Below are 17706 nucleotides of genomic sequence, written 5' to 3' on the forward strand. Positions count from 1 at the left end.
TATAGACAGTGTACAATAAAATCATATCACAGAAGAAGGAGTTGACCAGCATGGCAGTCAACAGAGACGAAGTTAGAAGTATAATTGACGCAATTGGTGGAAAAGACAATGTTTCAGCAGCAACGCATTGTGTAACAAGATTACGATTAGCATTAAAGGACGATTCAAAAGTAGATAAGGCAGCTTTAGATAAAATCAATTTAGTTAAAGGATCATTTGCAGCAAACAACCAGTTCCAAATCGTTATTGGTCCAGGAACTGTAGACGAAGCTTATAAAGTATTCGTGGATGAAACAGGAATTGGCGAATCTTCAAAAGACGATGTAAAAGCAGCAGCAGCAGAGCAAATGAATCCATTACAACGTGCTATCAAGACATTGGGTGATGTATTCATTCCGTTGTTACCTGCAATCGTAACAGCCGGTTTATTATTAGGTCTTTCTAATTTATTACTAGATGCCGGTGTGTTCTTCAAAGATGGATCAGTAGTAGACAAGTACCCACAATTTAAAGGTATTGCAGAAATTATTAAATTAATCGCCGTAACACCGTTTCACTTCTTACCTGCACTAATTGGTTGGAGTGCGATGCGTGTATTTGGTGGTAGTCCAATTCTAGGTTTAGTACTAGGTTTAGTATTAGTTAACCCAGCACTTGCATCACAATATGGTTTAGCGGATGCTAAAACTGGAAAACTAGTAGAAATCCCTACATGGGATGTATTCGGTTTAAAAGTTAATCAATTAAACTATGCAGCACAAGTATTACCAATCTTAATCGCGACTTGGTGTTTAGCGCAAGTCGAACGTTTCTTAAACAAACGTGTTCACGATTCAATCAAGATGTTAGTAGTAGGTCCTGTTGCATTATTATTAGTAGGATTCTTGTCATTCATCGTTATTGGACCAGCAGCATTCTGGCTAGGTAATCAAATCACTGGTTTCATTCAAATGATTTTTGAATCGGCTGGCTGGTTAGGTGGATTAGTATATGGTTTAGTATATGCACCACTTGTTATTACAGGTTTACACCATATGTTCTTAGCAGTTGACTTCCAATTAATGAGTTCAAGTTTAGGTGGAACATATTTATGGCCAATCCTTGCAATCTCTAACATCTCACAAGGTTCAGCAGCATTTGCAGCTTGGTTCTTATACAAACGTAAGAAAATGGTTAAAGAAGAAGGTTTAGCATTAACTTCTGGTATTTCAGGTTGGTTAGGGGTAACAGAACCAGCTATGTTCGGGGTAAACATTCCACTTAAATATCCGTTCATTGCAGCAGTTATCACAACTGGTATCGTAGGAGCAATTTTCGGTTCGCAACAATTATTAGGTAAAGTTGGGGTTGGGGGTATACCTGGTATCATGAGTATCAACCCTGGATTTAAAGTAACGTTTGCAATTGGTATGGCTATTGCAGTAATTTTACCAATCATCTTAACATTAGTATTCTCAAACTTCGCTAAGAAGAAAATGGGTGAAGATGTAGCGGAACCGATTGTTTCAGATAAAAATTTATAAAATTTCATAGTGAATAAATTAATCAACGAGCAACTTGTACTTACAGGTTGTTCGTTGTAAAATTATATTAAACTAAAAACGTTAGGAGTTATAATAATGGCAGTTACCGATTGGAGAAAGTCAGTTGTTTATCAAATTTATCCAAAATCTTTTAATGACACAACAGGCAATGGTCAAGGAGATATTAACGGTATTATTGAAAAGTTAGATTACTTAAAGACGCTAGGTGTTGATTATTTATGGCTAACACCAGTTTATCGCTCTCCAATGAATGATAATGGTTATGATATTAGTGACTATTATGAAATTAATCCAGACTTCGGTACGAAAGAAGATTTTAAGCGTTTATTAGATGAAGCGCATGCGCGTGGTATTAAAATAATGTCTGATATCGTAATCAATCACACGAGTACAGAGCATAATTGGTTCGTTGAAGCACGTAAATCTAAAGATAATGAATATCGCGATTATTATATTTGGAAAGATGGTAAAGACGGACAACCTCCAACAAACTGGGAATCTAAGTTTGGCGGCAATGCATGGCAACTAGATCCAGCAACTAATCAGTATTACTTACGTTTATTTGATGTAACTCAAGCAGATTTAAACTGGGAAAATGAAAAATTACGACAAGAAATTTATGACATGATCAATTACTGGATTGATTTTGGCATGGATGGTTTCCGTTTTGATGTCATTAATTTAATCTCTAAAGCAGAATATAGAGACTCAGATAAAATAGGTAAAGAGTTTTATACAGATGGCCCTCGTGTGCATGAATTCTTAAATGAAATGAACCGAAATACTTTTGGTAAAAAAGAAGGTTTCATGACCGTAGGTGAAATGAGTTCTACGACTTTAGAGCACTGTATTAACTACACGCGCGAAGATCGTCATGAATTAAGTAGTGTATTTAACTTTCATCATTTAAAAGTAGATTATAAAGATGGTGAAAAATGGACAAAGATGCCGTTTGATTTTATTGAATTAAAACGTATTTTATTTGAATGGCAAGTTGGTATTTCTAAAGGTGGCGGATGGAATGCTATCTTCTGGTGTAACCATGATCAACCACGAGTGGTAAGCCGTTTTGGAGATGACTCTACTGAGGAACGTCGTCTGAAAAGTGCGAAGATGTTAGCTATTACATTACACTTCTTACAGGGTACACCTTATATTTATCAAGGTGAAGAGATTGGTATGACGAACTTGTATTTAGATGATATTAATCAATATCGTGATATTGAATCGACAAATGCATACAACATCATGTCAAAAAATGGGTTTACAAATGATGAAATATTAGATATATTACAAGATAAATCAAGAGATAATTCAAGAAGTCCAGTTCAGTGGGATGATAGCGAAAATGCTGGATTCACAACAGGAACACCTTGGATTGATGTAGCAAAAAATTTCAAACAAATAAATGTAAAACAAGCACTAGCAGATAAAAACTCTGTATTTTATACGTATCAAAAGTTAATTGAGTTAAGACATAACTTAGATATCATTACTTATGGAGAGGTGAAACCTTTATTAGAAGATCATCCGCAAATTTTTGCGTATGAAAGAATGCTTGATGATAAGTCGTTACTTGTCTTAGCTAACTTTACAGATGAGCCGGTTGATGTACCTATGTCAATAGATATTGAAGGAAGTGTGTTAATTAATAATGGCTCATTCCATTCAAATGTATTGGAGCCATATCAAGCAATCGCAATTCTTCGATAAATTATCGTGTTTTTGCTGCTAATGAATTATAGAATATAGAGGTGGCGTTATGAACAGCAATAAGTATCGCAAGATTTATCAGGAATTAAGTGGAAAGATTATTAACGATGAATATAAACATGGTGAGCAATTGCCATCGGAGAACTTACTTGTAAAAAAGTATGGTGTCTCACGTGAAACGGTTAGAAAAGCACTAAGTTTATTACAAACAAATGGATTTATACAAAAGTTAAAAGGGAAAGGTTCAGTAGTTATATACGATCAATCGATGAACTTTCCAGTATCACAGTTAATAAGTTTCGAAGAGATAAAACAATCGTTAAAAATGGATTATCATACAGTTGTTGAAAGCTTTGAGACAGTCTTAGCGAAAGATCATTTGAAAGTAAAAGAAGCATTAAACATTAGTGATGAAACAAAATTATTTAAAGTTGTGCGCTCAAGAAGAAAGAACAACATCGTAAATATAGTAGATACTGATTACTTTATTCAAGACATGATGCCAGCTTTATCTAAAGAAATTGCGGAACATTCAATTTATGATTACATTGAACATCGTTTAGGACTAAAGATTGCTTATTCAAATAAATCAATTACATTTGAACCAATGACTGAATACGAAATTGATTTGTTTGTAGAAGCAATGCCACCGTATGCTGCAGTTGTACGTTCAGTCGTTCATCTTGCAGATGCAACAGCATTCCAATATAATATATCAAAACACCGAGCAAGTGAATTTAAGTTTGTTGATTTCTCGAGAAGAGCGGTTGAAATCGAGAAGTAAAGTTTATTGTTGCATTATATAGCTAGATTTAGTATCATAAATATTACCGTGCTAAGTGGGGAGTTAGCGGTTCCCTGTACTTGCAATCCGCTTAGGCAAGACCTAATCCCTTTGCCGCGGGTAACAAGTTGTGAGGTCTGACCTAAATACGTAGTGTTGAGAGATCGGTCCTAGCCAATATAAACCCATGAATCATGTCAGGTCCGGAAGGAAGCAGCATTAAGTGGTACTTTGTATGTGACTGGGGCAGCCGGTTTTGAGCTGTCGACTTGGGTAACGCTTGTGTTTGTTATTCTAAGCAAAGGTGCACGGCTTAATTTTATATGAAATATTTCTATATAGATAGACACGTCGATTGACGTGTCTTTTTTTATTTAATTAAATTTCATCGAATTTGTAAATATTGTGTAATGCTTGTAAATTATATGGATAATTTGTGTGGCATTGATTATAATTGAAAGTGTTAGCAGTGAACAATAAACCAATTATATAAACGTGGGGAGAAATAATATGAAAATTACTAGATTATATACTACGAGTATCGCAGCCGCATTATTATCGACGACGATTTTAAGTGGGGTAGCTCAAGCTGAAACAACTGAAACTCCAGCTACAACAACTATATCACCTGCACTGACAGCAGAGCAAACAGCAGCGAAAGCAGCTTTAGATAACTTAATTAAGACAGCGGAGACAATTGAAAATTCTTATATCAATGATGCTGCAATGAAGTATGATCCAGAATTCAAAGCAATGCGTACTGAATTAAGTTTAGCAAAGAAGACCGCAGCTAAAACTGATTTAAAAGTAGCTGAATACGAAGATGCGAAAAAACGCCTAGATGACAAATTAACACCCGTTATTGTCAAACAAGAAAAGCGCATCGCTCAAGATAAGTTAGATGCAGAACTTACAAAAGCAAAAGCTTATAAGTTAGTTAAAGAAAATAACTATACGAGCAAACCGACGAAGTTACAAGATGCATTAAACAAAGCAATCACAGATGCAGATGCCTTATTTAAATCTTCAAAAACGACTACAGGTGAATTTAATAAAGGTTTAGAAACTTTATTATCAGCTAAAACAGCTGTAGCGAATGCACCTACTGTTGTGAAATTAGCTATGGATGGTTCAACTACTGTTAAATTCCAAACAGCTGAAGGTAGAACACAATTCCCTTCATCAGCTGGTAAATTAGTAACAAGTGGTATTGTAGCGCCTGAAGATGGTACTAAATATATCGAAGTAAATACATTACGTGATTTATCTAAATATGGTTTAATCTTACCGAAAGGATTTGAAATTTCTAATCCTGATAAACCAATCGCAAGTGTATCAGATTTCTCTAAAATTGAATTAAAACAAACGCCTGGACATAGTTTCGGTGAAGCGTTAGTAACATATACTTTAAAACGTGACGGCCAAGTGATTGATTCTGCAATTCCTAACTTCTCTGTATTACAAGAGACTGGTTTTGAAAACAAATACTCAGAAGTAATGGATTTATTATCTGCAGATCAATTAAGCGATATTAAAAAGTATTACCAAAAAGAAGGTTACATCGTAGATCCAACAACAACGAAATACACATTCAATAAAGAAAATTTCTACCAAAATGCTGAAATCAATTTTATTAAAAAGCCAGCTGAAGCGGTAGTTGTTGATAGTCCAGGTATGTCGTCATTTAATGGTTATGAATTTAAAGCGGGTCAAAAATACACATTACCGAAATATGTTGAGTTATATGAAGAGCCAAATAGTAATGTTCAATTAGACAACAGAGATTTCAATATTCAAGTGATGAGTGTTACGCGCGCTGGTTCAAAAACAAAATTAAAAGTTACAGATAACAAGATTGCTTTCCCTAAAGTAGGTAAGTATACCGTTAAATTTGTTGTTCGTGCGAAAGATGGAGAAAAAATCAGAGATTATAAAGGTAGAGAAAAAAACTACATTTATCTTTCTAACACTGCAACTGTAATTGACTCTGCGCCTGTTATTTCAGGTGTTAAAAACGCAACGTATAATAAAAAGACATTCTCTTATACAAAAGGAATCAAAGCTTTTGATTTTGTAGATAACAAAGCTGTTAAAGTAACTTACAAAGGCAAAGTAAGTCCTAGCAAAAAAGGTAAATACAAAATTTATTACTATGCTAAAGATAGCAAGGGTAATGTTGCTAAAAAGACTCGTTACGTTGTCGTGAAATAATTACATTTTATATTTTTAAGCTTGAGGGCTATCCTCAAGCTTTTTTATATCTTATTAATATGACCGACCTCAGTTCAATGTTATAATAAGATTACTAATTTGTTGGAGGGGACTCACTTGATTTATCAAGCTTTATATCGTGTGTTTCGTTCACAGTCTTTCGAGGAAGTTGTGGGACAGAAACATGTTACGACAACTTTAAAAAATGCGATTCAAAAAAATAAAATCTCACATGCTTACCTTTTTAATGGTCCTCGTGGTACGGGTAAGACGAGTATTGCAAAGATTTTTGCAAAAGCCATCAACTGTACGAAAAGTGACACGGGTGAACCATGTAATCAATGTCCGTCGTGTTTGTCTATTACAAATGGTACAAATTCAGATGTAATTGAAATTGATGCTGCGAGTAATAACGGTGTGGATGAGATTCGTAATATTCGTGATAAAGTAAAATATGCACCGGGTGAATCGACTTATAAAGTATATATTATCGATGAAGTTCATATGCTGACGACAGGAGCCTTCAATGCATTACTTAAAACGTTGGAAGAACCACCTGCGCACGCTATTTTTATTCTAGCTACAACTGAGCCACACAAAATACCGGCAACGATTATTTCTCGTTGTCAGCGTTTCGACTTTAAAGCAATCTCTTTACCGGATATCACAGATCATTTAGCGTTTGTTTGTGGTAAAGAAGGAATCGAGTATGAAGATGCAGCTTTAGATTTTATTGCAACAAGTGCTGAAGGTGGTATGCGAGATGCATTAAGTATTCTAGACCAAGCGATTGCCTTCGGTGAAGCAAGGTTAACGTTAAACCACGTACTTAATGTAACAGGTAGTGTTGGTCGTGATGATTTAATGGCATTAATGGATAAAGTGATTGTGCATGATGTTAAGGGTGCCTTTGAACAATATCATCAATTGCTAGCGGATGGTAAAGAAGTAACACGTTTAGTAAATGATTTAATTTATTTCTTACGTGATGTCATCGTTGAATTTGCTACAGATCAAAAAGGTGATGCCGCTATTTATTCACTGGGGTTACCAACGATTTATGAAATGATTGATAAGATTAACGACACACTTGTTTCAATGCGTTTCTCTGTAAATTCAAATGTTCATTTCGAAGTATTAATTGTTAAACTTTCTGAGCTTGTAAAACTAAGTGAAGCGGGAGCGCAAATATCACAAGCACCACAAAGTAATGTGAGTGTTGATACGAGTCAAATCGAAGCACGTATTAATGCGCTAGAATCACGTATGAATCAAGGGGGTACTCAAGTTTCAACACCTCAGAAAGCCAAGAAGGAACCTAAGAAGAATAAGAATGCTTTCTCTATGCGTCAAATCGAAACAGTGTTAGATAATGCGAATCGAGAAGATTTGAATTTCTTGAAACAAAGTTGGGGAGAATTACTGGCACATGTTGAGTCACAAGGTCAACGTTCTTTAGTAAGTTTGTTGAAACACTCAGAACCTGTTGCTGCAAGTAGTACACATGTACTGATTAAATTTGGTGAAGAAATTCACTGTGATATGGTTAATAATGATGATGCAAAAAGAGAACAGATTGAAACAATAGTATACACAATTATTAAAAAACAAGTTAAAATGGTAGGAGTACCAGATTCTCAATGGCTACAAGTAAGACATACTTATATTGAGAATCGAAAACAACCGAAACAGGAAGAAAAACCTGAGGAAGTTGATATTGTATCTGAAGCGGCAAATTTATTTGGTGAAGATGCAATCAATATTATAGATTAAATTATTAGGAGGAAATGAATATGCGCGGTGGCGGAAATATGCAACAAATGATGAAACAAATGCAAAAAATGCAAAAGAAAATGGCTGAAGAGCAAGAAAAATTAAAAGAAGAAAGAATTGAAGGAACTGCTGGTGGCGGTATGGTTACTGTTGTAGTTTCAGGACATAAAGAAGTATTAGATGTCATCATTAAAGAAGAAGTAGTAGATCCAGAAGATATCGAAATGTTACAAGACTTAGTATTAGCTGCAACAAACGATGCATTAACTAAAGCAGATGAAGTAACTGCAGATCGTTTAGGACAACATACTAAAGGATTAAACATTCCAGGAATGATGTAGTATGCATTATCCTGCACCAATATCGAAACTTATCGATAGTTTTATGAAGTTACCTGGAATAGGTCCGAAGACAGCCGGTCGTCTTGCATTTCATGTGTTAGATATGAAAGAAGATGACGTTATGAACTTTGCGAAGGCATTGGTTGACGTGAAACGTGAACTGACATATTGTTCAGTTTGTGGACATATCACAGATACTGATCCATGTTACGTTTGTAATGATAAGACACGCGACCGTTCAATGATTTGTGTTGTCGAGGAGACGAAAGATGTTATTGCGATGGAGAAGATGCGAGAATATAAAGGGATGTATCATGTATTGCATGGTGCGATTTCGCCGATGGAAGGCGTAGGACCAGAAGATATTAATGTCCCTTCGTTACTGACACGATTAAAAGACGAAGAAGTAACGGAGTTAATCTTAGCAACCAATCCAAATATTGAAGGTGAGTCAACTGCAATGTATATTTCTAGACTTGTTAAGCCGATTGGGATTAAGACGACGCGTTTAGCGCATGGTTTACCTGTTGGTGGGGATTTAGAATATGCAGATGAAGTTACTTTATCTAAAGCAATATCAGGTAGAACTGAGATATAACTTGAAAATAACCTTAAAGCTAATGCTTTAAGGTTATTTTTATAAGCAATTCCAAAGAAATAATCTTGTTAGCTTGATATAATTGTAAAATATGAGGTGATAAAAAATGACAACAGGATTAGTATTAGAAGGCGGAGGTATGAGAGGCATATATACGGCTGGTGTATTAGATTGTTTTTTAGATAATGACATTCTATTTAATTATGTTATTGGTGTATCAGCTGGTGGTAACATGGCGGCTTCTTATTTATCGAAACAAAAGGGTAGAAATAAGAAGGTCTCTTTAGATTTCTTAGATGATAAGCGTTATCTTTCTTTATCAAATTATATTAAGAATAAAGAAATGTTTGGAATGGATTTTATTTTTGATGAGATTCCTAGAGAGCATGTTCCATTCAATATGGAAGACTTTCTTCTATATAATGGCGAATATGTCGTTGCATGTACGAACTGCGAAACGGGTGAAACAGAATACTTTAATAAAGCCTATTTAAGAAAAGATTTAATGACAATTCTTCGTGCATCAAGTTCTCTTCCTTTAATGGCGCCTATCGTTGAGTATAATGGAAAGAAATTATTAGATGGTGGTGTTACCGATCCAATTCCTTTAAGAAAAGCACAACGTGATGGCATGATAAATAATGTAGTCGTACTAACAAGACCTAAAGGTTACGTTAAGCGTTCAAGTAGACTGTCTAAATATTTCAAAGTAAAAGGCTATAAAAAAGTAGATGAAGCTATGCAAAAACGTCCAGCTGTTTATAATGAGACTTTACAATATGTAGATAATCAAGAAGACAATGGTCACGCAATCGTAATTCGTCCATCTAAAGATTTGAAAGTGGATCGTATGGAAAAGAATCGCGAAAAATTATCTGCTATGTATGATTTGGGCTATCAAGACGCATTAGAGAAGCTTCCACAGATAAAAGAATGGCTAATAACACAAAAAAACTAAAAAAACTTTAAAAAAAGTGCTTAAAGTGTAATTTTTACGCTTGTTGAAGTGGTTGAAACCCTGTATAGTTATATCTTGTCCGGTAGAGATAACTCATACGGGGCAAGCACTTCGAAAGACAACTTAAAAAACTTTTTAAAAAAGTTGTTGACTTTCAAAATGCAAGAGAGTATAATTAAATCTTGTGAGACAGAAAAACTAAACACAATGAACAATGAACATTGAAAACTGAATGACAATATGTCAACGTTAATTCCAATAATTTGAGTGGACTTAGTTCACTCCCAAGAGTGATTGCCTCAAGCAATCAAAAGAGCATTATCAAACAAACTATTATGGAGAGTTTGATCCTGGCTCAGGATGAACGCTGGCGGCGTGCCTAATACATGCAAGTCGAGCGAATTGACAGAGATGCTTGCATCTCTCGATTTTAGCGGCGGACGGGTGAGTAACACGTGGGTAACCTACCTATAAGACTGGGATAACTTCGGGAAACCGGAGCTAATACCGGATAATATTTAGCTTCGCATGAAGCAAAAGTGAAAGACGGTTTTGCTGTCACTTATAGATGGACCTGCGGTGTATTAGCTAGTTGGTGAGGTAACGGCTCACCAAGGCAACGATACATAGCCGACCTGAGAGGGTGATCGGCCACACTGGGACTGAGACACGGCCCAGACTCCTACGGGAGGCAGCAGTAGGGAATCTTCCGCAATGGACGAAAGTCTGACGGAGCAACGCCGCGTGAGTGAAGAAGGTTTTCGGATCGTAAAACTCTGTTGTAAGGGAAGAACAAGTACGTTAGTAACTGAACGTACCTTGACGGTACCTTACCAGAAAGCCACGGCTAACTACGTGCCAGCAGCCGCGGTAATACGTAGGTGGCAAGCGTTATCCGGAATTATTGGGCGTAAAGCGCGCGTAGGCGGTCTCTTAAGTCTGATGTGAAAGCCCCCGGCTCAACCGGGGAGGGTCATTGGAAACTGGGAGACTTGAGTACAGAAGAGGAGAGTGGAATTCCATGTGTAGCGGTGAAATGCGCAGAGATATGGAGGAACACCAGTGGCGAAGGCGGCTCTCTGGTCTGTAACTGACGCTGAGGTGCGAAAGCGTGGGGATCAAACAGGATTAGATACCCTGGTAGTCCACGCCGTAAACGATGAGTGCTAAGTGTTGGGGGGTTTCCGCCCCTCAGTGCTGCAGCTAACGCATTAAGCACTCCGCCTGGGGAGTACGGTCGCAAGACTGAAACTCAAAGGAATTGACGGGGACCCGCACAAGCGGTGGAGCATGTGGTTTAATTCGAAGCAACGCGAAGAACCTTACCAAATCTTGACATCCTTTGACAACTCTAGAGATAGAGCTTTCCCCTTCGGGGGACAAAGTGACAGGTGGTGCATGGTTGTCGTCAGCTCGTGTCGTGAGATGTTGGGTTAAGTCCCGCAACGAGCGCAACCCTTATCTTTAGTTGCCATCATTAAGTTGGGCACTCTAGAGAGACTGCCGGTGATAAACCGGAGGAAGGTGGGGATGACGTCAAATCATCATGCCCCTTATGATTTGGGCTACACACGTGCTACAATGGATGGTACAAAGGGCAGCAAAACCGCGAGGTCAAGCAAATCCCATAAAACCATTCTCAGTTCGGATTGTAGTCTGCAACTCGACTACATGAAGCTGGAATCGCTAGTAATCGTAGATCAGCATGCTACGGTGAATACGTTCCCGGGTCTTGTACACACCGCCCGTCACACCACGAGAGTTTGTAACACCCGAAGCCGGTGGAGTAACCTTTTAGGAGCTAGCCGTCGAAGGTGGGACAGATGATTGGGGTGAAGTCGTAACAAGGTAGCCGTATCGGAAGGTGCGGCTGGATCACCTCCTTTCTAAGGATAATTACGGAAATCAAATCTTTAAGATTTGATAGGGATTAACATTGACATATTGTATTCAGTTTTGAATGTTTATATTTGACCTTCGGTCAATATGAAATATTCAATTGTACTTTGAAAACTAGATAAAGTAAGAAGAAATAAAAGATTTTACCAAGCAAAACCGAGTGAGTTCATATTTGAATTCTTAAAAAAATCGCGCGTTTATACATTTATGTATAAACATCACAATTATTAATAACAGATTAAGTTATTAAGGGCGCACGGTGGATGCCTTGGCACTAGAAGCCGAAGAAGGACGTTACTAACGACGATATGCTTTGGGGAGCTGTAAGTAAGCTTTGATCCAAAGATTTCCGAATGGGGAAACCCAGCATGAGTTATGTCATGTTATCCATATATGAATACATAGTATATGAGAAGGCACACCCGGAGAACTGAAACATCTAAGTACCCGGAGGAAGAGAAAGAAAACTCGATTCCCTTAGTAGCGGCGAGCGAAACGGGAAGAGCCCAAACCAAAGAGCTTGCTCTTTGGGGTTGTAGGACACTCAATACGGAGTTACAAAGGAACAATTTAGACGAATGACTTTGGAAAAGTCAGCCATAGAAGGTAAAGGCCCTGTAGTCGAAAAGTTGTTCTCTCCTGAGTGGATCCTGAGTACGGCGGAACACGTGGAATTCCGTCGGAATCCGGGAGGACCATCTCCCAAGGCTAAATACTCTCTAGTGACCGATAGTGAACCAGTACCGTGAGGGAAAGGTGAAAAGCACCCCGGAAGGGGAGTGAAATAGAACCTGAAACCGTGTGCTTACAAGTAGTCAGAGCCCGTTAATGGGTGATGGCGTGCCTTTTGTAGAATGAACCGGCGAGTTATGATTTGATGCAAGGTTAAGCAGTATATGTGGAGCCGTAGCGAAAGCGAGTCTGAATAGGGCGAATGAGTATCAGGTCGTAGACCCGAAACCAGGTGATCTACCCATGTCCAGGTTGAAGTTCAGGTAACACTGAATGGAGGACCGAACCGACTTACGTTGAAAAGTGAGCGGATGAGGTGTGGGTAGCGGAGAAATTCCAATCGAACCTGGAGATAGCTGGTTCTCTCCGAAATAGCTTTAGGGCTAGCCTCGTGTGATGATTATTGGAGGTAGAGCACTGTTTGGACTAGGGGCCCCCCTCGGGTTACCGAATTCAGACAAACTCCGAATGCCAAATAATTTAACACGGGAGTCAGACTGCGGGTGATAAGGTCCGTAGTCGAGAGGGAAACAGCCCAGACCACCAGCTAAGGTCCCAAAATATATGTTAAGTGGAAAAGGATGTGGCGTTGCCCAGACAACTAGGATGTTGGCTTAGAAGCAGCCATCATTTAAAGAGTGCGTAATAGCTCACTAGTCGAGTGACGCTGCGCCGAAAATGTACCGGGGCTAAACATATTACCGAAGCTGTGGATCCGTAAGGATGGTAGGAGAGCGTTCTAAGCAGCATCGAAGCATGATCGTAAGGACATGTGGAGCGCTTAGAAGTGAGAATGCCGGTGTGAGTAGCGAAAGACGGGTGAGAATCCCGTCCACCGATTGACTAAGGTTTCCAGAGGAAGGCTCGTCCGCTCTGGGTTAGTCGGGACCTAAGCCGAGGCCGAATGGCGTAGGCGATGGATAACAGGTAGATATTCCTGTACCACCTAAGATTGTTTGAACGATGGGGGGACGCAGTAGGATAGGCGAAGCGTACTGTTGGTTATGTACGTCCAAGCACTGAGATTGAATATTAGGCAAATCCGGTATTCATTAAGATCAAGGTGTGATGGGGAGCGAAATTATAGTAGCGAAGTCGTTGATTTCACACTGCCAAGAAAAGCCTCTAGTTAGAAATTAGGTGCCCGTACCGCAAACCGACACAGGTAGTCAAGATGAGAATTCTAAGGTGAGCGAGCGAACTCTCGTTAAGGAACTCGGCAAAATGACCCCGTAACTTCGGGAGAAGGGGTGCTTTTTAGGGTGCAAGCCTTGAAGAGCCGCAGTGAATAGGCCCAAGCGACTGTTTATCAAAAACACAGGTCTCTGCAAAACCGTAAGGTGACGTATAGGGGCTGACGCCTGCCCGGTGCTGGAAGGTTAAAAGGAGTGGTTAGCATCTCGCGAAGCTACGAATTGAAGCCCCAGTAAACGGCGGCCGTAACTATAACGGTCCTAAGGTAGCGAAATTCCTTGTCGGGTAAGTTCCGACCCGCACGAAAGGCGTAACGATTTGGGCACTGTCTCAACGAGAGACTCGGTGAAATCATAGTACCTGTGAAGATGCAGGTTACCCGCGACAGGACGGAAAGACCCCGTGGAGCTTTACTGCAGCCTGATATTGAAATTCGGCACAGCTTGTACAGGATAGGTAGGAGCCTTTGAAACGTGAGCGTCAGCTTACGTGGAGGCGTTGGTGGGATACTACCCTGGCTGTGTTGACTTTCTAACCCGCACCACTTATCGTGGTGGGAGACAGTGTCAGGCGGGCAGTTTGACTGGGGCGGTCGCCTCCTAAAGAGTAACGGAGGCGCTCAAAGGTTCCCTCAGAATGGTTGGAAATCATTCGCAGAGTGTAAAGGCACAAGGGAGCTTGACTGCGAGACCTACAAGTCGAGCAGGGTCGAAAGACGGACTTAGTGATCCGGTGGTTCCGCATGGAAGGGCCATCGCTCAACGGATAAAAGCTACCCCGGGGATAACAGGCTTATCTCCCCCAAGAGTTCACATCGACGGGGAGGTTTGGCACCTCGATGTCGGCTCATCGCATCCTGGGGCTGTAGTCGGTCCCAAGGGTTGGGCTGTTCGCCCATTAAAGCGGTACGCGAGCTGGGTTCAGAACGTCGTGAGACAGTTCGGTCCCTATCCGTCGTGGGCGTAGGAAATTTGAGAGGAGCTGTCCTTAGTACGAGAGGACCGGGATGGACATACCTCTGGTGTACCAGTTGTCGCGCCAGCGGCATAGCTGGGTAGCTATGTATGGACGGGATAAGTGCTGAAAGCATCTAAGCATGAAGCCCCCCTCAAGATGAGATTTCCCAACTTCGGTTATAAGATCCCTCAAAGATGATGAGGTTAATAGGTTCGAGGTGGAAGTACAGTAATGTATGGAGCTGACGAATACTAATCGATCGAAGACTTAATCAATTTTATAGATTTTTTATTCGGGATTGCCGAGTAATATCTAATTTCTTCTTACTTATCTAGTTTTGAAAGTATAATTTATTATCTTTCATTTGTCTGGTGACGATGGCAGAGAGGTCACACCTGTTCCCATACCGAACACAGAAGTTAAGCTCTCTAGCGCCGATGGTAGTTGGTCTTACGATCTGCGAGAGTAGGACGTTGCCGGGCAGATTTATAGTAATACCTTAAATGGATGCGATGAGCCGCAAATGAGTGACCTGTTAGGTCTCTTTTTTTTGCATTTTTTTAAGAGTATAGCCGAGTACTTTAGACATAATGTTGTTAGAATAAGTAATAGTAATACATACGTAAAGGAGGTTGATATCATGACGATGCATAAAGCGATTCTTGAACACTTTATGAAGGAACCTATTTCTTTTCATGTACCGGGACACCATTATCAAACCATTGGTAATTTAAAAGCATTAGATTTAAAATACGATATTACTGAAATCTCAGGTATGGATGATTATCATCATGCAGAAAGCATTATAAAGGAAAGCGAACTATTGTTAAACAAAATTGGTTACCAATCACGTTTCCTAGTGAATGGAACGACTGTAGGATTACTTGCAGTTATCATGTCTTTTATTAAATCAACTAGTATTCCTAGTATAGCTATTATGAGAAATGCACATAAATCTATTTATAATGGTGTTTCATTGGGCAAAGGTAGTGCATATATCTTACCATCAAATTTATCTCAAATGACTCAAGAGTATAGTGGAGTAAATTTAAATGATATAGATGAATCATTACTTCCGCATATAAATTTAGCTGTATTAACGTATCCTAATTACTATGGTGAAACATATGATATAAAGAAAGTGATAGATTATTTTCATAATCATAATATTCCAGTTTTGATTGATGAAGCTCATGGTGCACATTTTGATATAACTGATAGGTTTCCTGTAAGTACTCTGAAATATGGTGCAGATTTTGTAGTGCAGTCTTATCATAAAACATTACCTACATTTACGATGAGTTCTGTAATTCATATGAACAATTTAATCGATGAGGAAATTCTTTATCGAGTAAATTCTTATTTATCGAAACTACAATCTTCAAGTCCATCATATATGTTAATGCTCGGTTTAGAGTATGCAAATATTTTTTATCAAACTTATGATGATGATTTTTTCTTTGAAAGAAGAGCTAATTTAATTGAAGCATTCAATCAGAAATTCAAAGTAATTGAAGTTGCGGATCCTTTAAAAATTATGTTGTCGCATGATTGTTACAAAGGATCAGAGATTGCTGAATTGTTAGAAAGCCTAGGGATATATACTGAGCTTTCTAATGAAAAGTTTGTTTTATGTGTATTGCCATTATGGCATGAGGGCGATAGATATTTATTTGATAATTTAATGGAGAGAATCAAAAATATAAAACTGAATTATCATCCGTTTATAAGTGAAGCGAATACAGATATATTATATAATCAAACAGACGGGATCTATATTTCCCAGGAAACAAATCATGTTATCTATTTGCCGTTAGATGAGAGTGTTGGTCATATTAATGCAGAACATATAACTCCTTACCCTCCAGGTATTCCGTTTATATTGGCAGGGGAAGAGATAACGGTTCAGCATATAGCACATATTCAAAAGTTTATCCATACGGGTGGTCATGTCCATGGTATAGAGGATTTAAAAATTCGCGTGATTGGATAGGAGAAAAAGATGAGTTATTTTATTACAATAGAAGGTCCTGAGGGATCGGGAAAAAGTACAGTTGTTAAAGCGATTGAAGAAACATTAGTTAAGGATTTTAGGGTAATTACGACAAGAGAACCTGGTGGTATTAAAATAAGTGAAGATATTCGAAATATATTGTTAGATGATGCAAGTGCTATGGATTATAGAACTGAAGCGTTGTTATTTGCTGCGAGCCGAAGACAGCATTTAGTAGAGAAAGTGTTACCTGCTTTAGAACAGGGTAAAATCGTTATATGTGATCGTTTTATTGATAGTTCTTTAGCGTATCAAGGTTATGCACGAGGTATTGGTGTAGACGAAATTCGTGCCATTAATGAATTTGCAATTGAAGGGAAGTACCCTGATTTAACGCTTTATTTAAGAGTTGAGCCAGAAGTTGGTTTATCACGTATTAAAGAGAATTCACGTGAAACAAATCGTCTAGACAAAGAGGCGCTCAACTTTCATCAACGTGTTGTCGATGGCTATGATCAACTATTAAATGCACATCCAGAGCGTATAAAATTAATCGATGCATCACAACCTATTGATGCTGTGTTAGAGAAATGTATCGAAGCAATTTATAAATTCATTAGATAGTTTATGTTATAATTTATGATAAGAGGTGTTTCTAATGAAAATGGTAATCGCAATTGTACAAGATCAAGATAGTCAGAGTCTATCTGATACGTTAACAAAAAATGATTTTAGAACGACGAAACTTGCTTCAACAGGCGGATTTTTAAGAGCCGGTAATACGACATTTTTATGTGGTGTGGAAGACGAACGTGTTAATGAATTACTTACAATAATTAATACGACGTGTGGCAACAGAGAACAAGTTGTAACACCTGTTACACCAATGGGTGGTAATGCGGATGCATATATCCCTTATCCTGTTGAAGTAGAAGTCGGTGGGGCAACTGTATTTGTAATGCCTATCGAACAATTCCATCAGTTTTAAAAAATAGCTGCCTAGTGCAGC

Annotated in this window: 11 protein-coding genes, 3 rRNA genes and 1 other RNA gene; all 15 read left to right on the plus strand. The window is 38.5% G+C overall.

Annotated features, from left to right (window positions below; all coding sequences use genetic code 11):
* The first annotated feature begins 50 nt into the window (after positions 1 to 50).
* The 15 genes from treP (at position 51) to ACMGE9_RS06870 (ending at position 17685) form a co-directional block, all read left to right on the plus strand.
* The gene (treP, locus tag ACMGE9_RS06800) at positions 51 to 1523 is read left to right on the plus strand and encodes a PTS system trehalose-specific EIIBC component (protein WP_414042074.1); all 1473 of its coding nucleotides are present in this window, start codon (positions 51 to 53) and stop codon (positions 1521 to 1523) included.
* Between the two features lie 96 nt (positions 1524 to 1619).
* Positions 1620 to 3257, plus strand: coding sequence for an alpha,alpha-phosphotrehalase (treC, locus tag ACMGE9_RS06805; protein WP_414042075.1), 1638 nt, complete (start codon positions 1620 to 1622; stop codon positions 3255 to 3257).
* Positions 3258 to 3306: 49 nt separating this feature from the next.
* Entirely contained in the window at positions 3307 to 4041 is a 735-nt protein-coding gene (treR, locus tag ACMGE9_RS06810) for a trehalose operon repressor (RefSeq protein ID WP_414042076.1), read from the plus strand.
* Between the two features lie 46 nt (positions 4042 to 4087).
* Positions 4088 to 4353: signal recognition particle sRNA large type (gene ffs / locus ACMGE9_RS06815), an RNA gene on the plus strand.
* A gap of 198 nt (positions 4354 to 4551) precedes the next feature.
* Positions 4552 to 6252: an immunoglobulin-like domain-containing protein gene (locus tag ACMGE9_RS06820; RefSeq protein ID WP_414042077.1), complete on the plus strand. Its 1701-nt coding sequence runs from the start codon at positions 4552 to 4554 to the stop codon at positions 6250 to 6252.
* Between the two features lie 117 nt (positions 6253 to 6369).
* Positions 6370 to 8025: a DNA polymerase III subunit gamma/tau gene (gene dnaX, locus ACMGE9_RS06825; protein ID WP_414042078.1), complete on the plus strand. Its 1656-nt coding sequence runs from the start codon at positions 6370 to 6372 to the stop codon at positions 8023 to 8025.
* Between the two features lie 20 nt (positions 8026 to 8045).
* The gene (locus tag ACMGE9_RS06830) at positions 8046 to 8366 is read left to right on the plus strand and encodes a YbaB/EbfC family nucleoid-associated protein (RefSeq protein ID WP_414042079.1); all 321 of its coding nucleotides are present in this window, start codon (positions 8046 to 8048) and stop codon (positions 8364 to 8366) included.
* 1 nt (position 8367) lies between these two features.
* Positions 8368 to 8964, plus strand: coding sequence for a recombination mediator RecR (recR, locus tag ACMGE9_RS06835; protein WP_414042080.1), 597 nt, complete (start codon positions 8368 to 8370; stop codon positions 8962 to 8964).
* A 106-nt stretch (positions 8965 to 9070) separates the two neighbouring features.
* Positions 9071 to 9922 carry a patatin-like phospholipase family protein gene (locus tag ACMGE9_RS06840; RefSeq protein ID WP_414042081.1) on the plus strand — a complete coding sequence of 284 codons (852 nt, stop codon included), beginning with the start codon at positions 9071 to 9073 and terminating at the stop codon, positions 9920 to 9922.
* 332 nt (positions 9923 to 10254) lie between these two features.
* Positions 10255 to 11808: ribosomal RNA gene (locus ACMGE9_RS06845) — 16S ribosomal RNA — on the plus strand.
* Between the two features lie 249 nt (positions 11809 to 12057).
* Positions 12058 to 14979, plus strand: a 23S ribosomal RNA gene (locus ACMGE9_RS06850).
* Positions 14980 to 15071: 92 nt separating this feature from the next.
* A 5S ribosomal RNA gene (rrf, locus tag ACMGE9_RS06855) occupies positions 15072 to 15186 on the plus strand.
* Together the 16S, 23S and 5S rRNA genes form the textbook arrangement of a ribosomal RNA operon.
* A gap of 158 nt (positions 15187 to 15344) precedes the next feature.
* Positions 15345 to 16697, plus strand: coding sequence for a lysine decarboxylase (locus tag ACMGE9_RS06860; protein WP_414042082.1), 1353 nt, complete (start codon positions 15345 to 15347; stop codon positions 16695 to 16697).
* A 9-nt stretch (positions 16698 to 16706) separates the two neighbouring features.
* Positions 16707 to 17321 carry a dTMP kinase gene (tmk, locus tag ACMGE9_RS06865; protein ID WP_414042083.1) on the plus strand — a complete coding sequence of 205 codons (615 nt, stop codon included), beginning with the start codon at positions 16707 to 16709 and terminating at the stop codon, positions 17319 to 17321.
* Positions 17322 to 17355: 34 nt separating this feature from the next.
* On the plus strand, positions 17356 to 17685 hold the full coding sequence (locus tag ACMGE9_RS06870; protein WP_414042084.1) for a cyclic-di-AMP receptor: 330 nt from the start codon (positions 17356 to 17358) through the stop codon (positions 17683 to 17685).
* Positions 17686 to 17706 lie beyond the last annotated feature (21 nt).

This window comes from Macrococcus animalis (assembly GCF_047425875.1).
Lineage (GTDB): Bacteria > Bacillota > Bacilli > Staphylococcales > Staphylococcaceae > Macrococcoides > Macrococcoides animalis.

Excerpts from the sequence above, each read along its gene's own strand:
- treC (WP_414042075.1), top strand. The coding sequence starts at position 1,620 with ATGGCAGTTACCGATTGGAGAAAGTCAGTTGTTTATCAAATTTATCCA.
- ACMGE9_RS06840 (WP_414042081.1), top strand. The coding sequence starts at position 9,071 with ATGACAACAGGATTAGTATTAGAAGGCGGAGGTATGAGAGGCATATAT.
- tmk (WP_414042083.1), top strand. The coding sequence starts at position 16,707 with ATGAGTTATTTTATTACAATAGAAGGTCCTGAGGGATCGGGAAAAAGT.
- recR (WP_414042080.1), top strand. The coding sequence starts at position 8,368 with ATGCATTATCCTGCACCAATATCGAAACTTATCGATAGTTTTATGAAG.
- ACMGE9_RS06870 (WP_414042084.1), top strand. The coding sequence starts at position 17,356 with ATGAAAATGGTAATCGCAATTGTACAAGATCAAGATAGTCAGAGTCTA.
- ACMGE9_RS06830 (WP_414042079.1), top strand. The coding sequence starts at position 8,046 with ATGCGCGGTGGCGGAAATATGCAACAAATGATGAAACAAATGCAAAAA.
- treP (WP_414042074.1), top strand. The coding sequence starts at position 51 with ATGGCAGTCAACAGAGACGAAGTTAGAAGTATAATTGACGCAATTGGT.
- ACMGE9_RS06860 (WP_414042082.1), top strand. The coding sequence starts at position 15,345 with ATGACGATGCATAAAGCGATTCTTGAACACTTTATGAAGGAACCTATT.
- treR (WP_414042076.1), top strand. The coding sequence starts at position 3,307 with ATGAACAGCAATAAGTATCGCAAGATTTATCAGGAATTAAGTGGAAAG.
- ACMGE9_RS06820 (WP_414042077.1), top strand. The coding sequence starts at position 4,552 with ATGAAAATTACTAGATTATATACTACGAGTATCGCAGCCGCATTATTA.